The sequence below is a fragment of the Fictibacillus nanhaiensis genome (genome assembly GCF_023715445.1).
GTDB classification, from domain to species: Bacteria; Bacillota; Bacilli; order Bacillales; family Fictibacillaceae; genus Fictibacillus; species Fictibacillus nanhaiensis_D.
In genome coordinates this window covers 164,093-181,621 of sequence record NZ_JAMBOD010000004.1, presented here as the reverse complement: position 1 = coordinate 181,621, position 17,529 = coordinate 164,093, and the positions used below count along the sequence as shown (strand labels likewise).

The window sequence follows — 17,529 nt, the reverse complement described above, 5'->3', positions numbered from 1 at the left end:
TTTTTATAAGTGGATTTTGGCGATACCTCTATACGGATCAAGCATTCTGATAGTGTCCGCTTAACTCTCCTTGGAGTTCAGCCTGATACTCAAAGATGGCTTCTTCAAGTACCTGTAGCCCATGGTCAATTTGTTCTTTCGTAACAGTTAAAGGCGGAATCATCCGGATCACTTCACCGTTGTTTCCACAAAGATAGAAGAGTACTCCTTTTTCCAGGCATTTGTCTAAAATCGTCATGAGCGCACTTCCATCAGGTTTACCGGTAAACGGATCAACCATTTCAATACCTATCATAAGCCCCAATGCTCTAACGCTGCCGATGACAGAATAATTACGCTGCAGCTCTTTCAGTTTCCCATAAGCATAAGTCCCCATATTCTTAGAGTTTTCAACGAGTTTTTCTTCTTTTAAAACCGCGATTGTAGCAAGAGCAGCTTCACAAGCGATAGGGTTTCCGCCGAACGTTGTACCATGACTTCCGAGCGGCCATTGTTTCATTAGATTTTTAGATGCTACAGTTGCGCTTAAAGGCAGTCCTGATGCGATTCCTTTTGCGATCGCCATAATGTCAGGCGTGACACCGAATGATTGAGCAGCAAACCATTCACCCGTGCGTCCGAAACCGGTTTGCACTTCATCAAAAATAAGGAGGATACCATGTTTGTCACAGATTTCACGGATTTTCTTCAGCCAGCCACTTGGCGGAATGATATAGCCGCCCTCTCCAAGTACGGGTTCTACGATCATGCAAGCCACTTCTTCAGGTGTCACCTGGTGGTTAAACAGGGTTTCAAAATCTTTTTCGAGCTTTTTAATGACATAATCTTCTGGATCAACGCCACTCGGGCATCCTTTTACATCCGCATAAGGAACTTGATAAGCAAGTCCGTTCGGCTGAAGGAACTTTCGGTATTTGCTCTTAGACGTTGTTACACTTAATGCACCGAGCGATCGTCCGTGGAAGCAACCGATAAACGAAACGACATAGGGTCTTTTTGTTACATGTTTAGCCAGCTTAATGGCTCCTTCGATAGCTTCCGTTCCGCTGTTTGCGAAAAAAAAGCAATCAAGGCCGCCTGGCAGAACTTGTGTTAGTTCCTTTGCAAGCTTCAGGATGGATTCATACATGATCACCCCGGACGGACCATGCATGAGGCGGTCTGCAGCGTCTTTGATGGCTTGTACCACTTTTGGATGACGGTGGCCGGTGTTGGCAGTTGCAATTCCTGATGTGAAATCCAAATACTCCTTTCCGTCGAGTCCGTAATAGTAGCAGCCCTCCGCTTTTACGACAGGCAGGTTCGGGTGATCCTTAGCCATGCTTGGTGCTAATAAATCAGGCATTTCCGTTACAAGGTGACTCCAGTTTATAGACACAATATTACCTCCTTGGATAGTTCCAACTCTTGTTGTATAAAAAGTTTCTATATCGAATATCCATGCAAGTTCTGTGCCAAAAAATTAAATGATTTGATATTTTTTCATTTTTCTAACAATGGAAGGCTGACTTATACCAAGTGCTTTTGCCATTCGTATCGTGGTTTTATATTTTTTTCTGGCGTTTAATAAAACTTCCTTTTCGGTCTTGTCCAATATTTCTTTCAATGTTTGATGATCATCTAAAGAAGGACTTAGAGGAGACAGACTCTTTTTTAAATGATCAGGAAGCTGTTCAACCGTAATCAGGGTAGAAGGTGAGATTACTACTAATCGTTCCATAATGTTAACCAATTCTCTTACATTGCCCTTCCACTTATAATGCAGCAAGTGGTGGATGACGGCTTCATCTAATTTTTTGTCTTTTTTATATTTTTCGGCGAATTGCTGCAGCAGGAGATGGATGAGTGGAACGATATCCTCGGTTCTGTTTCGAAGAGGAGGAATCGTGATTGGAACTACATTTAACCGAAAATATAGGTCCTCTCGAAAAGCTTTTTCTTGTATCGCTTTTTTAAGGTCTTTATTGGTAGCAGAAATTAGACGAAAATCAACTTTAATCGGATTTGTTCCTCCTACTCGATAAAACTGCTTTTCCTGAATGACTTTTAAAACTTTAACTTGGTGATGAAGAGGAAGTTCACCGATTTCATCCAAAAATAGTGTTCCTCCATCAGAGAGCTCAATTAGACCTAATTTGCCTTTTTTGTGTGCACCCGTAAAAGCTCCGGACTCATATCCGAATAATTCAGCTTCGAATAACGAATCGGGTATGGCTCCGCAGTTCACTTCAATAAAGGGACCATTGCAGCGGTGGCTTTTGTTATGTATGAATTTGGCTAACAGTGATTTTCCAACACCTGATTCTCCCAGGATTAATGCATTTACATCCACCTCTGAAAGTTGAAGTGCGGTACTGACCACTTTTTTCATTTCTTCACTGTTCGCGATAATTCCAGCGTCATGCAGCTGTTTGCTCCTTAATAGGCCGAGTTCGCTTTTTACTTTTTCCATTTCTTCTTCCATCGTAATCAGGAAGTCTTTGTATTCCGCTAGTTCAGTAATATCATGTGAGTAGCTGACAACTCTATACAGTTCGCCTCTTTCGTTATAAACGGGAATACCTGTAACGAGAAGCTTTTTTCCTTGATTAGTGGTTTGAACAAACGTAATTTTTTTATTTTCTTTCACTACAATGGGGGTAAGGATGGGGGTAAACAATCCTTGTGCTTCAAGGTCATATACGGATTTTCCAAGCAAGCTCTCAGAATCTACTCCATAAATTTTCCCTGTCAACTCACTAACTTTTAAAATAATGCCATCGACATTCGTGATTAAAATGTCATCTTTCAAAGAATGCAAAATCTGTTCATTTTCGTTCCAGTCATTCAAATGATTCATACAATCATTCCTTCCTAGCACTATTGAAATAAATATTCAATTCTGAATAATTATTTATTTTTGAATAATTATATCAATAGTTGTAAAGGTTTCATACTGGTAAGAGGGAGTATACGTAAATAAAATTAAAAAAGGACCATGTGACTGGTCCTTAAAATAATGGATTCTAATACAATTCGGTATTCAATTCCACTTCAATGTTCCCGGCAGTCGCTTTTGAATACGGACAAACACCATGTGCTGCTTTAACTAACTCTTCAGCTTCCTCTTGAGTTACACCATTCACTCCAACATGCAGAACAGCTCCTAGCTTGAATCCTCCGTCATTATCTTTTCCAATTGAAACTTCAGCGGTTACTTTTGACTCAATACGTTTCCTTGCTTGTCTTGCCACTAAGTTCAGTGCACTGTCAAAACATGCTGCATATCCTGCTGCAAACAATTGCTCTGGGTTAGTCGCGTTTTCTTTTCCTGTACCACCGAGTGCTTTTGGCATTGAAAGTTCGAGGTTTAAAACACCATCATCACTTTTGATCTTTCCGGTTCTGCCACCTTCTGCAGTTGCTTTTGCAGTATATAACTTTTCCATTAAAAACACTCCTTTATTGTGTAAAATTAAATTGTGTACAATTAAATGCTACAAATTAAGAATACTATTTCACTTTGTTTATGTCAACAATTAAATTGTGCAAAACTAATGTATAATGAAAAGAAGGATTAGAAGAAAGGAAGATAGCATGGAAAATAATAATCACTTAAAACTGGAGAGCCAAATCTGTTTTAAAATATATACAGTGGAACGGGAAATCACAAAATTGTACAGAAACCTATTAGAGGATCTGGATATGACGTATCCCCAATACCTGGTAATGCTGTTGCTATGGGAAAAAGACGCTATGACCGTTAAACAATTAGGAAAACGATTATTCTTAGATTCGGGTACCTTAACACCCATGTTGAAACGAATGGAAGCAAACGGAATCATAGAAAGAAGACGATCAGCAGAAGATGAGCGGAGTGTGATTATTTCTTTAACTAAAAAGGGTGACGAATTAAAAAAGAAAGCAGAATGTATTCCGACTCAACTGGTGGAAGACATGTCGATGAATAGAAATGAATTAACCTTATTGAATGACACGCTGACAGATATACTGACAAGACTGCAAAATAAAAAATAAGAATACATCGGGGTTAAGCACGTTAAGAGAATCTAAGTGTACTTTGCTATATATGCATATTGAAACCATTCCTGTATAAAAAATAACTCAAATTGTAGGATAACTATTGGGATTTAAATCTAAAGAAATGGGAAGCACTACCCGGATGTTAAAGTTAACGTCCGTGTTGACCTATCATTACTCATGCCGGTCGTGGAATAAATTGAATCGTGGAATAAATTAAAGGACTTCGTTTTTATGAAGTCCTTTATTGTTTGTTTAATGACATGCAATAAATTCTTTAATAAACTGATTAAGTTCATTTGCTGCTTTTGTAGGAATCTGGTGCTTCACGTGATCAATGATTTTTAATTCATTCTGTTTTAACTTTTTATGCAATATCTTGGCATAAGGATGGAACTGACGATCTTTCTTTCCAAACACGAGTAGAACGGGGAGATTGATGTTCTCTAGCTGGTCTGTACAATTGTATTCTAAACTGTAGGCATAATATTGCTCGATATTTATCGCGTTGCCCTTTAGTGATGTAGTTAATAATAGCTGGAACATCTCTTTGTTATTTGAATTTGTCTTTGAAACAGCTAATGCGATAAGTGGTACAGCATCTTGCCCGGCCAAAGACCTTCCTATCTCTATTTTATCCTTTAAAACACCATTGGCTTCAGACATACCACTAACGATGATTCCGCCAAGGGCGCGTTCATTACATGTAAGTAAAAATTCCAAGACGATAGAGCCACCAGTAGAGTAACCACACAAGTAGGCTTTATCTATTCGAAGATGATCTAACAATCGTTTTATATCTTCAACAATTAATGGATAAGAAAGAGGAGTACTTGAATAATCGCTTTTACCGTGTCCTCTAATATCAAAGGTAATGACTTTATAGTTTTTTGATAATTCGTCGACCTGATAGGTGAAATTTTCAGACGTAAGAAGAGGAGGGTGAATAAAAACGATTGGTACCCCGTCTCCTTTCACACTGTAGTATAAAGAAGTGTCATCTATTTCTAAGTACGTCATCTCTAGTGAGGAATATTCCCAGGACTATTTTGCTGTGGAGCTTTAGTATAACTTTGAAGCATTAGCGTCATATCTTGATCATTTAATTGCGGAATCTGGTAATACCCATGTTTATTTTGATACAGGAATATCTCATAGCTCATTTCAATAAAGTTAGGAACACTATCTGCGACAACACGGCGTAATACAGGGTTTGTCATCTCAAGTGCTGTCATGGCTAAAAGAGTTGCTAATGACTTTGTGTTACCTAACATGTAAGCAGATAATCCTTGGTCAGAAAGGTCGCTCACGGATTGATTCGGCTTTTTCGGTTGTCCCGGTTTAACACCATAAACAACATCATGGTTTTGATTCATTTTATATGGCTGAGTGGGAACTTTCGGGTCTTGTCCAGTACTGAAACAATCAACGATCGTATTGTACATTTGAGTTACAAACGCGGACTGACGGTGGTTTATATCTTTTAAAACCGGGTCCTGAATGTGCTGGTCATACATTTGATATTGATCCAGCATGCTAATAATCCCTGCAATAACTTCATGAGCATCAAACAACTCGTGACCGCCGTGGTTTTTATTGATTGCTTGATTTCCCATAATATTTTGCGGCGTTTGAGAGGCGCTCTGCATTTGATTTTGGTTTGGATTAGGCATATCATTTTCCTCCTGAAAAAGTAATTACTTCATTAGGATACCTACAATGCGTCTAATCATGAGTAAAAAAATGTTGATTTATAAAAAAAAGGCTCATTCTGGTTGATTGACAACCTGAGTGAGCCAAGTTTTTGTATTAATTATTGTTGAGTTCGTCATCACGCATTAGCCAGCCTTCAAAATGGCGTTTAACATAGTTTTCAGCAGCCTGGAAACTATCAAACGATTCATCGACCGGATGTGTTTTATGAGTGATCAGCCAAGTTTGGTTATTTTCCGAATAAACCTTTGAAACTTCCTGGTATTTATTAACGTACATGGTTCCATCCGGATTTTCTTTAACGTTCTGTTCATTTTTAGGAGCATCGATTCTACGCGGCTGTTCTTGGAATGCTGCTACCACAAACTTTTCAAAAGCTTCTGGTGTCATTGTGCCACCTGATGCTTTTGGATGTCCGCCGCCTCCATATTGTTTTGCGTAAATCGAGCAATCCACTTCTTCGTGAATAGTACGCAGTCCAATTCGCTTGTTGGCGATATTTAAGATCACGATAAGATCTAAGTGAGGATTCTCCCGGTTTATTTCGTTGCCTAGCTCTGAATGGTAGCGTTCAGCATGCAGGATGCCAATCTTGTACGTTTTTTCCTCAGATCCTTCACCTAATGACCATGTATCCCAAATCTCAACCATTTGACGCTGTTTCTTTTTAATATAGTCAGCGATATTTTCTTCTTCAAGATCAAGGATCGTTTTTTCGGTTTCAGAAAACTCAAAAGTGTCACCTCTTAAGCGTTCCATGATTTGTTCTTCAAACTTATCAGGAGGCAGGATGAAGAACAGATCGTTTAAACGCTTGGCTTCAATCTTTTCGTCAAACCATTCCCATGTGTCATAAAGTCTGACCAGCTCAACATACTCTTTTAAAGCGCCTGTATCTTTAAGCTTCCCGTTCTCCAACAAATATTCATAGAAAAGAGAGGTAGCACAAGTCAGGCGATCATCGTCATAACGAACTTGAACATGCCCCCAATCAAACCCATTAAAATGAAGCGCTGTTGCATGATGATCAATCAGTTTAACTTTTCCGCCTGCGTTCGAGCGTTCATCCAGACGCATCATTAATTCTTCGTTTACTGCGATATCGGTAATAATAATTTCTGTTTTTCTTTCTTTCGGATTATCCAAAAGCTGTTCAACTCGGTCGTTAATCGTTCCGTGTGAACAATATGATATTTTGCAGTTGTCTCCAAATGCCAGCTGTGCGAGGTAACCGCACGATTTTCCGTCTAAATCATTGTGTGAAAATAAATGAATCATGTTAGTATCCTCTCTATTATGCTCTCTGTCTAGAGTATCGTCATAATGCCTAAAGTTCAACCTAAAAAAACATTTACAAAAGTTGGAATTAGGTAGAAAATGGTAAGTAGAACATTGTTACATACATAATTGGGGGTTATTAAATGAAGGATTTTCTGAAAATATTTCAGAACCCGAACTTCAGCAAGCTGTTTTTAGCAGGGTTTACATCTATGATGGGGAGTATCATAGGTGTTACAGCTTTCATGTTTTATTTACTGGATAAGTTCAGTGAACAGCCGTTTTATGCAACACTCGCAGAGTTGATGTATTCTCTGCCGACTCTGGCTGTCTTTTTTATCGTAGGTGTATTGGCGGACAGGATGGACCGGCAGAAGATTGCTTTATATTGTGACTGGATATGTGCCGCTCTTTGTTTGGTGCTTATGGGTGCAATCTGGCTTGATTGGATGCCGTTAATATTTGCAATCTTATTTTTGCGCAGTGCTGTAGGAAAGTTCTTTTTTCCAGCTGATCAAGCAATGGTACAGGGTATTTTATCAAAGGGTGAGTATGCGATTGCTGCAGGATTAAATCAAATGGTAGGCAGTTTGTTCATGCTGTTTGGCAATATGATCGCGATCTTTATCTATTGGAGTGTTGGCATACAGGGCGCGATTGCGTTTGACTTGGCAACGTATGTAATTTCAGCCCTGTTGATCATGAGTATGAAAGTGAATGAAGAAGTTCGTTTACCGAATGGAAATCACAAATTTAATGAAATCAATATAAGCATGGTGTGGAAAGACTTTGGTGCCGGTTTTTCATACATAAAAAGCTCAAAATTATTGCTGGCTTTGATCTTTGGTTTTTTCTTGTTTGGTATTGTAAATGGAGGACTTTCAGTTATGCCGGCCTTCATTATGAAATACAAACTGGCACCAACGAATTATGAACAAATGATGATGTGGATGGGCATCGTGTTTGGAATTTCTGTTTTAGTTGGAAGTGTCCTTTGTTCGATGCTTGCAAAAAAAGTGAACCTTTCAACGGCTATCATCATTGGGCTATTCATTAGCGGATTAGCGCTAGGAATTTGCGGGGTAGTTGATTCTATAGCACTATTCTTTGTATTTACTGGTATCACAGGTCTTAGCATACCGCTAATTAATATTGGAATCGGAGGCTGGCTGCCAAAGATCGTTGATCCTAAAATGATGGGACGCGTACAAGGCTGGATTACTCCAATCAACATGCTGTCACATACGATTACACTTGGATTAATTGCAGCATTCTTTCCAAAGCTATTAACAATCGAGGCTTTATTTTGGATAATCGGCGGTATGATCCTTGTAACTGGAATCTTCTTTACATTTACACTGCCAAAGTATGATTCAGAAGAGTATGAATACCAGGGTGAAGTATTATTAGAAGAAAAAGTACCTGTCTAAAGCTGGTGAAAGTAACGAACCCCTTATATAATAAAAGGCGGAGGGGAAGTTATGGCATTATTTCAAAGTATTCTATTCTGGATTTTTATTATATTGCCTATCGTTCTTTTTATCGTGGCTATCGCCAGAACATCGTGGGTGTTAATGCTCATTAATTTATTTTTAACATTGCCCTTAGTTTGGTTTGTAGGCTGGATTACAGAAAGATATGGTGCGGTATTCGTTGTAATAGCTATTCATCTCATCACATGTGTGTGGCTATGGATGAAAAGACAGCGCATGGATTATCGATAATCTGATTAAAAGGTTTCTGCGAAGCAACTTGCTTGCAGAGCCTTTTTTTTTGTCTGATCGGAAACTTGGTGGCTCTTGGGAGCGGTTGATTTCCGCTTCAGGGTGCTCGCTTTCCGCGGGGCGTGCGGTGAGCCTCGATATTCAAGGAAGCTCGTGTGCTCCTGCATCTGCAAGCATATCCTGCCGAAGTGGGCTTCCTCGTCGCATGCCTTGCTAGAAGTTTTCTCAGGTGGATGGCAAGCTAATCCCACGGGAGTCTCGCACCTTGCGCAACTTGTCTATGAAGGGTTTTTAAACATACCATCCAAAAATAACAATCATTAGAAAAGAGACTTTATATAAAAAACGACCGGCTGGGTAGGCCGGTCTCGATGGTGGGGAGGTTAGTCGTTGGAATATCTAACCTATATTCAGGATAACACGAACAAGTGTTCTTGTAAACCGTTTTGAAGTCTATTTTTTCCAATCTATTGAAAAAGTCGTTCCTTGTGGTGAACTTGACTTCAAAATGAGGTCTGCACCTAAGGCTTTTGCGAGCATTCTGCTAAAGGGCAAACCAAGTCCAAGTCCTCTAACTTTTAACTTTTTCTTTTCACCACGGAAGAAACGTTCGAATATATATGGCTGTTCTTTTTCTGGAATGCCTGATCCGGTGTCTTGAACATCGATTGCATTTTTAGATAAGGATACTATAATTGAGTCATTCTTACCAAGTGCTTGATAAGCATTGTTTAAGAGATTAATCAAGATTTGCTGTAATCGAAGCGGGTCTGTCTCCTTGTAGATCCTTTCATCGGGAAGAATCACCTTGCAATCAAATTCCTCATTCAACGTGATTTTCCAGTGATGGACAATTTCTTTTAGAAGTTCATTCAGATTTGTTTTTTCAGTTCGGATAGAAAAAGCTCCTGCAGAAAGGGAATTGTAATCGAGGAGATCCTCAATCATTCTTTGTAACCGGTGAACTTCTTTCATTGTAATCTCTAAAAATTCCTTTTGTTCATCCTCAGAAACAATCCCGTCCTTTACAGCCTGAACGAGACCGCTGATTGAAGTAACAGGTGTCTTCAAATCATGTGTAACTCCAGCAAGCAGTTCCGCACGAAGTCTTTCCAGTTGAGTCAGCCGGCTGGTCATCTCCTCGAATGAGGTTAATAGTTCATGAATTTCCTTTTCTTTTGCATTGGTATTGAGATGGATGTCATAGTTTCCGTCTTTAATTAATGAAGCAGCCTGGGCTACATCTTGTATAGGTTTTACGATTTTTTTGGTCAGCAAATATATTATGATCCATCCAAGCAGACCTAGTCCGATCAATAAGATGAATGGCAGTTTGTATTCCTGTTCCACGTCGGTTAATTGAGAGGCGTTTTGCATAACGACGACCCAGCCGGCTTGATTATCTTCATAGACAATTGGTTTTTTAACCGCATACACACGGGTTTCATTCAGTTGTAATTTTTGTACCGTTTCATCGTTTTCTAAAATATCAGAGGGGAGCTTCTGAAGACTAAAAAAGGTATTCTCATTAGGCATTTGCCCCTTATGAAGCGGTTTAGAATTTAGAACATTTCCATCCATATCCGTAATAAAGAACTCTGGCGGTCTGTCCATTTGAAGAATTTTAGCTCTGTCATCCAGTCTTCTATTAAATGAATTATAATCGTTGTTCCTGTCGGTGAATGCGATTCGGTCTGCCGTTTCAGCTGCGACATATTCCATTAATGTTAAACGGTTCTCAAGGGCAGTATGCCTGATCCACCATATCGTACAAACTCCTAATATCAGCAGTCCTATGAAAAGGGTAGATAAATATCTTGCTGTCCAATATCTTAACAATGTTGTTCGATTCTTATTTTTCATAGACACAGAACTGATACCCCAATCCCCGAAGTGTACGTATTTCACCTTGTGAATCTGGCCAAGGTGCCAATGCTTGCCTGATTCGTTTTATTGCTAAATCTACAGCACGCTCACTGCCGTCATAATCCAGCCCCCAAACTTGCTCAATCAAATTGTCTCTCGTAAATGTCCGATTTGGCCGTGCTGCCAAAAAGAAGAGAAGGGAAAGATCTTTTGGAGTTAAAACGACAGGTTCTCCATTGATTTTAACAACATGAGAGTCTAGATTAAGGCTGAGGCTTCCATATTGTTTGATGTTATCTGTTTCAAAAACATTTGCAGAACGGCGCAATACTGCATTAATCCTTGCAATTACTTCTTCGCCGATAAAGGGCTTCGTAATGTAATCGTCGGCGCCTTGATTCAATCCTTTTAACCGGTAATCGATGTCACCAAGAGCAGTAAGCATAATAACAGGGCAGGAGCTGTTCTGACGGATTTCCTGAAGGATGTTCCAGCCGTCTCGATCTGGAAGCATAACATCCAGCAAAACGAGATTAGGCGTATGTTCAGCAAACTGTTTAATTCCTGATTCGCCATCAAATGCCTGAAGCACTTCATATCCTTCATGTTTTAAATATACGGTCAAAACTCTTGAGATGGTTTCTTCATCCTCTACTAATAAAATCGTTTTCATGGCGCCCCTCCTGTTACCCTTACTATACTTGAAAAATCCCCAGTTTTATAGACTGGGGACGCACTAAAACTTAATTGTACTTAAATTTCATCTCCTGTTTCAACTGGACTTTCATCGTTCAATTGCGGCTGTCCTTCAGCTGCTGAAGGAGCTCCGGGACCAAATTGTTTACCGCCTTCATGATGCTTTCCTTTACCATGATGACCACCATGTCCAAACCCGCCTTTTCCAATCGGAAGGAAGAAGTCATCGTTGCGCAATGCTTTAAGCTTATCCGCATCTTTTTCTTGGATCGCTTCGATTAATTCGTGTGTTGTTTTGTCTTTTGTAGAGATTCCGAGTTCTTTTGCCAGGTTCTCTACTTTTTTCTCTTGCACTTCCATCGCGATTTCAGGAATCGCTTTTCCGTCGATCGTGATATTCAGTTTTTTGGCTTCTGCTTTAACTTTTGCAGACATTACTTCATGAGCCAGTTCTCTCATTTCCTTACCGTCTGTCGATATTCCTAACTCTTTCGCTTCCTTCTTAATGGATGCAGTCATCACTTCCTGTTGAAGCGTTTGAAGGTCTTTACCATCAGTTGAGATGCCAAGTTCCTTCGCTTTTTTATTGAGAGAAGCCAGGTGGATATCTTGTCTTAAGGTTTCAGCATTTTTTCCATCTGTTGAAACACCAAGTTCCTTTGCTTCTTTTTTAAGCTGGGCTAAGTGAATGGCTTCGTGCAGATCTGCCGCATCTTTATTTTTTGTTGAGATACCAAGATCTTTCGCTTTTTCTTGAAGCTTTGCCAGCTGAACTTCTTCAGCCAATGTCTCGATGTCTTTTCCGGAAGTATTAATACCTAGCTCCTTCGCTTCTTTTTTGATTTGCTCTTCTCTGATTTCCTTCATTAAGGTTTCTGCGTCTTTACCGCTCGTGCTGATGCCTAGCCCATTCGCTTTTTCAAGCAAATTCTCTGAGTTTCTTTTTAAGAATCCTCCTCCAAAATGGCCATGTCCTTTTATCTTCATCTCCCATTTATTAGGGGCAGAAGATGTTGAATTCGTCTGATCGTTGTCTGCGGCAAGGGAAGTGGTAGCATAACCACCAGCCAATAGTGCGCCTGCAATTGTAAAACCGATTACTGATTTTTTCATAAATTGTTTTCCTCCTAGATGGTTTTGTTTAGGTTTTCTAAGGTTCGAACCTTGTACACTTAATGTAACCAGTGGAGATGTCAGCACCATGTCAGGAAAGAGAATAATAAAAAATATCTTTCATTTTTTTTTGAATTAAAAATGAAGCAAGTACTTCAAATCATTTAAGGGTTATGAGTAAAAAGTGTAAAAAAGGAATGTGTCAGGAAGATGTCAAAGGGGAATTATGGGTCATATACCTTGCCGTTTTTTACAAAAAAGGCATACACTATATTTTAAATCATAGTGTTCTGATTTGTTAGGAAAGGATTGTCGTTTTGTGAGCTATTTATACGATGCATATATAAAAAATAATGTGCAGCAGAATTGGTTTAAGAAAATAGATGCACTGGCTGAGAAGTTCGCTGAGCGTGCAGATAAATATGATCGTGAAAGCAGTTTTCCGTTTAAAAATGTAGATGAGCTTAAAAAAGCGGGATATCTATCATTAACAATACCGAAAGAATTTGGCGGCGAGGGATTGAGTCTGTATGAGTTTGTACTCTTACAAGAAAGAATCGCTGCAGGTGATGCAGCAACAGCTCTTTGTCTTGGCTGGCACCTCGGCTGTTTTCTGGAACTGGCCGAAGAGCGAACGTGGAAGGAAGAGACGTTCCGTTCATTATGCGAAAAAGTGGTTCAAGATCTGGCCCTTGTGAACCGCGCAGCATCAGAACCTGCCACTGGAAGTCCGACACGTGGCGGTATGCCGCAAACAAAAGCGGTTAAACAAGGTGATAATTGGGTGATAAACGGCACCAAAACATTCACCTCAATGGCACCGGCATTAGATTATGCGATTGTTTCTGCTCAGATCGGTGATACAGGAAAAAAAGGAAACTTCTTAGTTGATATGAAGCAAGAGGGGGTCTCTATAGAAGATACTTGGAATACAGTCGCCATGCGGGGAACCCGAAGTGATGACCTTGTTTTGAAGGATGTAAAAGTAAGTGAGGAAGCTCTTGTTGAAGAAGAGCGCGGAAAACTGGATCTGCCAAAAGCATGGCTGCTTCACATCCCTGCTTGCTATCTTGGTGTAGCTGTAGCTGCGCGCAACGAAGCTATAAATTTTGCGAAAAATTATAAGCCGAATAGTTTGCCAGGGGCTATTGCAGAAGTTCCGGAAGTTCAGCGAAAGATTGGTGAAATGGAGCTTGAACTCTTTAAGGCAAGAGAGCTTTTATATACAACGGCAGCAAAATGGGTGGACGAACCTGAAGCGAGAATGGATATGGGACCGTCACTTATGGCAGTAAAACATGTGGCAACAAACTCTGCTGCAAAAGTAGTCGATCTGGCGATGCGTATTGTTGGAGCGAGAAGCTTAGCGATGTCCAGTCCCTTGCAGCGTCATTACCGGGATGTGCGTGCTGGACTTCATAACCCGCCGATGGATGACATGGTCATTAGTGCAATGGCGAAGAGAGCTTTAAATGAATAGCTGTAATCTTCAAAGCCTTTCAGCTCATCATAGAGCTTAAAGGCTTTTTTGCTGTTCGATAAAGTGGGGAGGGGGTATGTAAAGGGGCGGGATTTGTCGAGGATTGTAGACTCGTGGATAAACAGCCGAAACTTTTTGATTGAGGGCTAAAACTCGTGGATAAACTGGCCGAATTTCTGGATTGATGCCGCTTTTTTCTGGAATCAAACTCTTGGATAAGGCTGAATACCCCTAAAGGTATCATCTGTAAACAGTTTCGGCACCCGAAACTGCACATGATTTGAACGTTTTACGATGTGTTCAACCTGACTTGTTTAGTTCTTTGTGAAATCACCTCATTTGCCCCCTAAAAAATGAAATATCCCTTCTAAAAATAATCAGAAGGGATATCCACATTATGAAGGAGTATACCCTACTTCTGTTGAGGCTCGTAAAAACAAAGGTTATTTCCGAATGGATCCCCAATCCTGATTTCCAGATGGCCATGAGCTTTTTCTAATCCAGGTCTTGCATACTTGTATTTTTTCGAAATCAGTTTATTGTGCAGTTCTTCAATTCCTTCAACTTGTATACGGATTTTGATGCCAGGGCTGGAATCACCATAATGTTCTGAGAGATGGAATTGGCAAGAACCTGATGACACTTGCATATATAAAGGATAATCTTCTTCATAACGGTGCTCCCAATCTAGGTGAAACTCCAAAAAGTCTAAATAAAATTCTTTTGCTTTTTCTACGTCAAATATTCGAAGGACCGGAGTAATGCTTTTTGCTTTAATCATGTAAAGAGGCCTCCATTTTGTTTTTTAAGAGTTGTTTTAATTGTTTTAGGTTTGTTACAAAGAGTTCTTTCAGAGCCCAATCTTTATAGGGAGAAGGGATTATTATGTCTTCCACATCTTTTTCACTCTCAGCGAGCCTCTTTACGTCTTTTATGTATTGAATAATTTGATGAAAATCTGATTTTGTACCTAATGGACCATGTCCAGGTACGGCTGTTTGAATATTCCAGGTACTCAATTCTTGCAGCGTATGCATCCAGTTATCCAGATCGGATTCATCAAAGAAAGAAGGGTGTGTTTGGACGAATAATAAATCTCCCATAAACATGACCTTATCTTCTGGTAGATATAAGAACGCGTCACAAGGCGAATGACCAGCGCCTCTTGTAAAAAGCTGAGCTGTCCGTTCAGTACCATGAATAGTAAAAGCTTCAAGGAACGTACAAGAAGGGAGAGTTAGCGTCAAGGTTGGCAAGGACGCTAAGATTTCTTGTAAAAAATGAATCTGTGTGAATGTCTTTTGAGCTTTTGTCTCGTTATATTCGCTTTGTAACGTTTGTATGTAATTTTCTAATCCAGCGATATCATGCTTCTGTCCCTTAATACGTTCAGGCTGAATATCCTTCATTTTTTGGTAGGTCAAATCACTTGAAATCAGTTTGCTGGACGGGAAAACTTGATTTCCGCGAATGTGGTCTCCATGATAATGGCTGTTAACAACCCAGGAAACAGACCTATTTGTCATCTCTTCTGCACACTTCTTTAATTCCAGTGCTGCTTGCTGTGTATTGAATGTGTCAAATACGATAGTTTTATCACCCAAATCTATGAAACCCGCATTTCCAACGGCACCGCCGCCATCCTTAGCAATAGCTGCATATATACCTTCTTTTACTTTATGAAGTTCAAAATGTTTATTTTCAGTCAGATTCATGTAATAACCTCCTATCATTAAATTTTCTCTTCCTAACCTGCAGATACCTTTATGTTCATGGAGGATTTTCCTTCCAGAATAAAGAATTGTAATTTAAAGGGAGGACGCTATGAAACTATGCGGTGTTCTTTATGGGATGCTGATCATTTGGGCGGCTGTGATTAAATATGTCGTTTCTTAAAGGAGGAGAATCAATGAAAGAAAAACTAATCCGAGTAGGTACTGCGTATGTACCAGTTCGGAATCCAAACTTATCTGCTAAATGGTATGCTGAGAAACTGGGAGCTGAAATTAATTATCAGGATGTAGATAAAGCAATTATTAACCTAGCTAACCAAAGCTTTTTTTTAGTGAAATCTGAGCAAAATGAGAGTGCTAACTTCACAGATTACAAGGGCAACAAAAGGTTTTGTTTAACGTTTGAAGTCGACGGAATTGATATCCTATATAAATTGCATGAGGAATTTAAAGGTCTAGGCATAGAAACTGGTGAAATTGAGGACCGCGGTCATGCGGGCGAGAATTTTGTTTTCTGCGATCCAGACGGAAACATGTTTGATGTATGGAGTGAATTAAGTCCTTCATTCAAAAACCTGCGTGCTTCTTTTTATGAGGAGGTTTAAAAATGAGATGGGTGACCGGCATTATCTTCTCTTTGTTAGGCGTTCTGTTGTTGACGCAAGGTCTATCTCTAAGAGCGGTTGGAGCGGAAACCGTAGACGGTGATGGTATCGGCGTTTATTTCTTAGGAATGGAAATCAATGATAAAGTGGCAACCGCCGATATACCGACTTATGCTAATGGCTTTTTAGGAACAGGCACGATTCTTTTGCTTCTTGCTGTCTCACTTTTTGTTATCCTCCTGAAGGAAAAAAACACATTCAAACCGATTCGCAGAAAAAATCATGCTTGAGATTAAAGCGAAATGGGAAATTTCATAGCAAGATCATAGTTGGAACCAGGGATGATATCTCACGGTTCTTTTTTCTTTCTAAAAATGTGCTGAGGAGGTGAGAGTATGAAAAAGGGACTTGTACTCGTATTGATTTGCGGATATTTATTGCTTGGTCCATCGGCAAGCGTATTGTCCCCTACATTCAGTGAAAAATCTGTGAACCTGTCTCAGTATACTCCGATCAGCACAACAATCTTCGAAAATGAGTATGTATTATATGATAAACAAAACCCGCTCCAATAAACCGGGCGGGTTTCTGTATACTCTTATCTTTTTCCGCTTAATCCGTACATCACAAATTCAACGATGTGTTCGATCTCTTTATCATCATCCCATTCCTGGTTAGGAAAGAGAAGGAAGCGGGGGAGAATGTAACCGATGATGCTTGAGGCTGACATGCGTATGATGGTTTCAGGAGGCAAGTCGATAATTTCTCCCTTTTCCTGAAAGTGCTCGATGATTTTCTTAAACTTCCCGTATACGTGCTCATTGAAAAGCTTCTGATAGGGTTCGCGAAGCTCGTCGTGAAACGCAATCTCTTGGATGAAAATTTTCAATACAGAGAAATGTTTTTTTACGAACTCCAGACGATTCTTCGCGATCATTCTTAAGAAATCCTCGTAATGCTCATACTCCTTCTCAAAGACTTCTTTTGCAAAAGTTTTTATAAAGAAAGGAGCTGCAAACTTTGCCATTGTCGGCGTAACAATGGCGAGGAGAAGTTCCTTTTTTGTTTTGTAGTGGCGGAAGATCGTACCTTCTGCAACCCCGGCTTTTTTTGCTATTTCACTAGTGGATGAAGCGGCAAAGCCTTTTTCAGAAAAAGTATCAATCGCAGCGGCTAATATTTTTTGTTGTTTTTCACTAATGACAGTGTCTCCTGTGTCATTCATCAGTTCTTTGATCCATTCTTGATCGGACATGACTGTTTCTCCTTTAAACGTGCATTTCTTTTATTATAGACACATT

19 protein-coding genes are annotated in these 17,529 nt (G+C 39.7%); 7 read left to right on the top strand and 12 right to left on the bottom strand.

Features of this window, described 5'->3' with window-relative positions; genetic code table 11:
* Nucleotides 1–37 precede the first annotated feature (37 nt).
* From M3196_RS13145 to M3196_RS13135, 3 genes are all read right to left on the bottom strand, one after another.
* Nucleotides 38–1,378 carry an aspartate aminotransferase family protein gene (locus tag M3196_RS13145; RefSeq protein ID WP_338082949.1) on the bottom strand — a complete coding sequence of 447 codons (1,341 nt, stop codon included), beginning with the start codon at nt 1,376–1,378 and terminating at the stop codon, nt 38–40.
* A gap of 84 nt (nt 1,379–1,462) precedes the next feature.
* Nucleotides 1,463–2,839: a sigma-54 interaction domain-containing protein gene (locus M3196_RS13140; protein WP_251322774.1), complete on the bottom strand. Its 1,377-nt coding sequence runs from the start codon at nt 2,837–2,839 to the stop codon at nt 1,463–1,465.
* Between the two features lie 166 nt (nt 2,840–3,005).
* Nucleotides 3,006–3,428, bottom strand: coding sequence for an organic hydroperoxide resistance protein (locus M3196_RS13135; RefSeq protein WP_251322773.1), 423 nt, complete (start codon nt 3,426–3,428; stop codon nt 3,006–3,008).
* A 148-nt stretch (nt 3,429–3,576) separates the two neighbouring features.
* Here M3196_RS13135 and M3196_RS13130 point away from each other — a divergent pair, with 148 nt between their 5' ends.
* On the top strand, nt 3,577–4,017 hold the full coding sequence (locus M3196_RS13130) for a MarR family winged helix-turn-helix transcriptional regulator (RefSeq protein WP_251322772.1): 441 nt from the start codon (nt 3,577–3,579) through the stop codon (nt 4,015–4,017).
* A gap of 258 nt (nt 4,018–4,275) precedes the next feature.
* Here M3196_RS13130 and M3196_RS13125 read toward each other — a convergent pair whose 3' ends face one another.
* The 3 genes from M3196_RS13125 to M3196_RS13115 form a co-directional block, all read right to left on the bottom strand.
* Nucleotides 4,276–5,040, bottom strand: a complete 765-nt coding sequence (locus M3196_RS13125; RefSeq protein ID WP_251322771.1) for an alpha/beta fold hydrolase — start codon at nt 5,038–5,040, stop codon at nt 4,276–4,278.
* Nucleotides 5,041–5,042: 2 nt separating this feature from the next.
* On the bottom strand, nt 5,043–5,693 hold the full coding sequence (locus M3196_RS13120; protein WP_425310999.1) for a spore coat protein: 651 nt from the start codon (nt 5,691–5,693) through the stop codon (nt 5,043–5,045).
* Nucleotides 5,694–5,829: 136 nt separating this feature from the next.
* Nucleotides 5,830–7,011, bottom strand: a complete 1,182-nt coding sequence (locus M3196_RS13115) for a DHH family phosphoesterase (RefSeq protein WP_251322770.1) — start codon at nt 7,009–7,011, stop codon at nt 5,830–5,832.
* 143 nt (nt 7,012–7,154) lie between these two features.
* Between M3196_RS13115 and M3196_RS13110 the strand changes: the two genes are divergently transcribed.
* Nucleotides 7,155–8,441, top strand: a complete 1,287-nt coding sequence (locus tag M3196_RS13110) for an MFS transporter (RefSeq protein ID WP_251322769.1) — start codon at nt 7,155–7,157, stop codon at nt 8,439–8,441.
* Between the two features lie 51 nt (nt 8,442–8,492).
* On the top strand, nt 8,493–8,735 hold the full coding sequence (locus M3196_RS13105; RefSeq protein WP_251322768.1) for a hypothetical protein: 243 nt from the start codon (nt 8,493–8,495) through the stop codon (nt 8,733–8,735).
* Nucleotides 8,736–9,188: 453 nt separating this feature from the next.
* On the opposite strand, the gene M3196_RS13100 is transcribed toward M3196_RS13105, so the two are convergent.
* From M3196_RS13100 to M3196_RS13090, 3 genes are all read right to left on the bottom strand, one after another.
* Complete coding sequence (locus tag M3196_RS13100) at nt 9,189–10,598, bottom strand: sensor histidine kinase (protein ID WP_251322897.1); 1,410 nt, start codon at nt 10,596–10,598, stop codon at nt 9,189–9,191.
* Nucleotides 10,588–11,274, bottom strand: coding sequence for a response regulator transcription factor (locus M3196_RS13095; protein ID WP_251322767.1), 687 nt, complete (start codon nt 11,272–11,274; stop codon nt 10,588–10,590). Before M3196_RS13095 ends, M3196_RS13100 begins: the two co-directional genes overlap by 11 nt.
* Nucleotides 11,275–11,354: 80 nt before the next feature.
* Nucleotides 11,355–12,410 carry a hypothetical protein gene (locus tag M3196_RS13090; protein ID WP_251322766.1) on the bottom strand — a complete coding sequence of 352 codons (1,056 nt, stop codon included), beginning with the start codon at nt 12,408–12,410 and terminating at the stop codon, nt 11,355–11,357.
* 319 nt (nt 12,411–12,729) lie between these two features.
* Here M3196_RS13090 and M3196_RS13085 point away from each other — a divergent pair, with 319 nt between their 5' ends.
* A complete protein-coding gene (locus tag M3196_RS13085; RefSeq protein WP_251322765.1) occupies nt 12,730–13,890 on the top strand; it encodes an acyl-CoA dehydrogenase family protein in 1,161 nt (386 codons plus the stop codon).
* A 412-nt stretch (nt 13,891–14,302) separates the two neighbouring features.
* On the opposite strand, the gene M3196_RS13080 is transcribed toward M3196_RS13085, so the two are convergent.
* Entirely contained in the window at nt 14,303–14,671 is a 369-nt protein-coding gene (locus tag M3196_RS13080) for a glyoxalase superfamily protein (RefSeq protein ID WP_251322764.1), read from the bottom strand.
* Nucleotides 14,664–15,605, bottom strand: coding sequence for an MBL fold metallo-hydrolase (locus tag M3196_RS13075; RefSeq protein ID WP_251322763.1), 942 nt, complete (start codon nt 15,603–15,605; stop codon nt 14,664–14,666). Before M3196_RS13075 ends, M3196_RS13080 begins: the two co-directional genes overlap by 8 nt.
* Nucleotides 15,606–15,799: 194 nt before the next feature.
* Here M3196_RS13075 and M3196_RS13070 point away from each other — a divergent pair, with 194 nt between their 5' ends.
* The 3 genes from M3196_RS13070 to M3196_RS13060 all read left to right on the top strand — a co-directional run bounded on the left by M3196_RS13070 (nt 15,800) and on the right by M3196_RS13060 (nt 16,803).
* On the top strand, nt 15,800–16,228 hold the full coding sequence (locus tag M3196_RS13070; RefSeq protein ID WP_251322762.1) for a VOC family protein: 429 nt from the start codon (nt 15,800–15,802) through the stop codon (nt 16,226–16,228).
* A gap of 2 nt (nt 16,229–16,230) precedes the next feature.
* Nucleotides 16,231–16,518 (top strand): hypothetical protein, encoded by a 288-nt coding sequence (locus tag M3196_RS13065; RefSeq protein ID WP_251322761.1) that lies wholly within the window; start codon nt 16,231–16,233, stop codon nt 16,516–16,518.
* 105 nt (nt 16,519–16,623) lie between these two features.
* Entirely contained in the window at nt 16,624–16,803 is a 180-nt protein-coding gene (locus M3196_RS13060; RefSeq protein ID WP_251322760.1) for a hypothetical protein, read from the top strand.
* A gap of 23 nt (nt 16,804–16,826) precedes the next feature.
* On the opposite strand, the gene M3196_RS13055 is transcribed toward M3196_RS13060, so the two are convergent.
* Nucleotides 16,827–17,483 carry a TetR/AcrR family transcriptional regulator gene (locus M3196_RS13055; protein WP_251322759.1) on the bottom strand — a complete coding sequence of 219 codons (657 nt, stop codon included), beginning with the start codon at nt 17,481–17,483 and terminating at the stop codon, nt 16,827–16,829.
* Nucleotides 17,484–17,529: the final 46 nt, after the last annotated feature.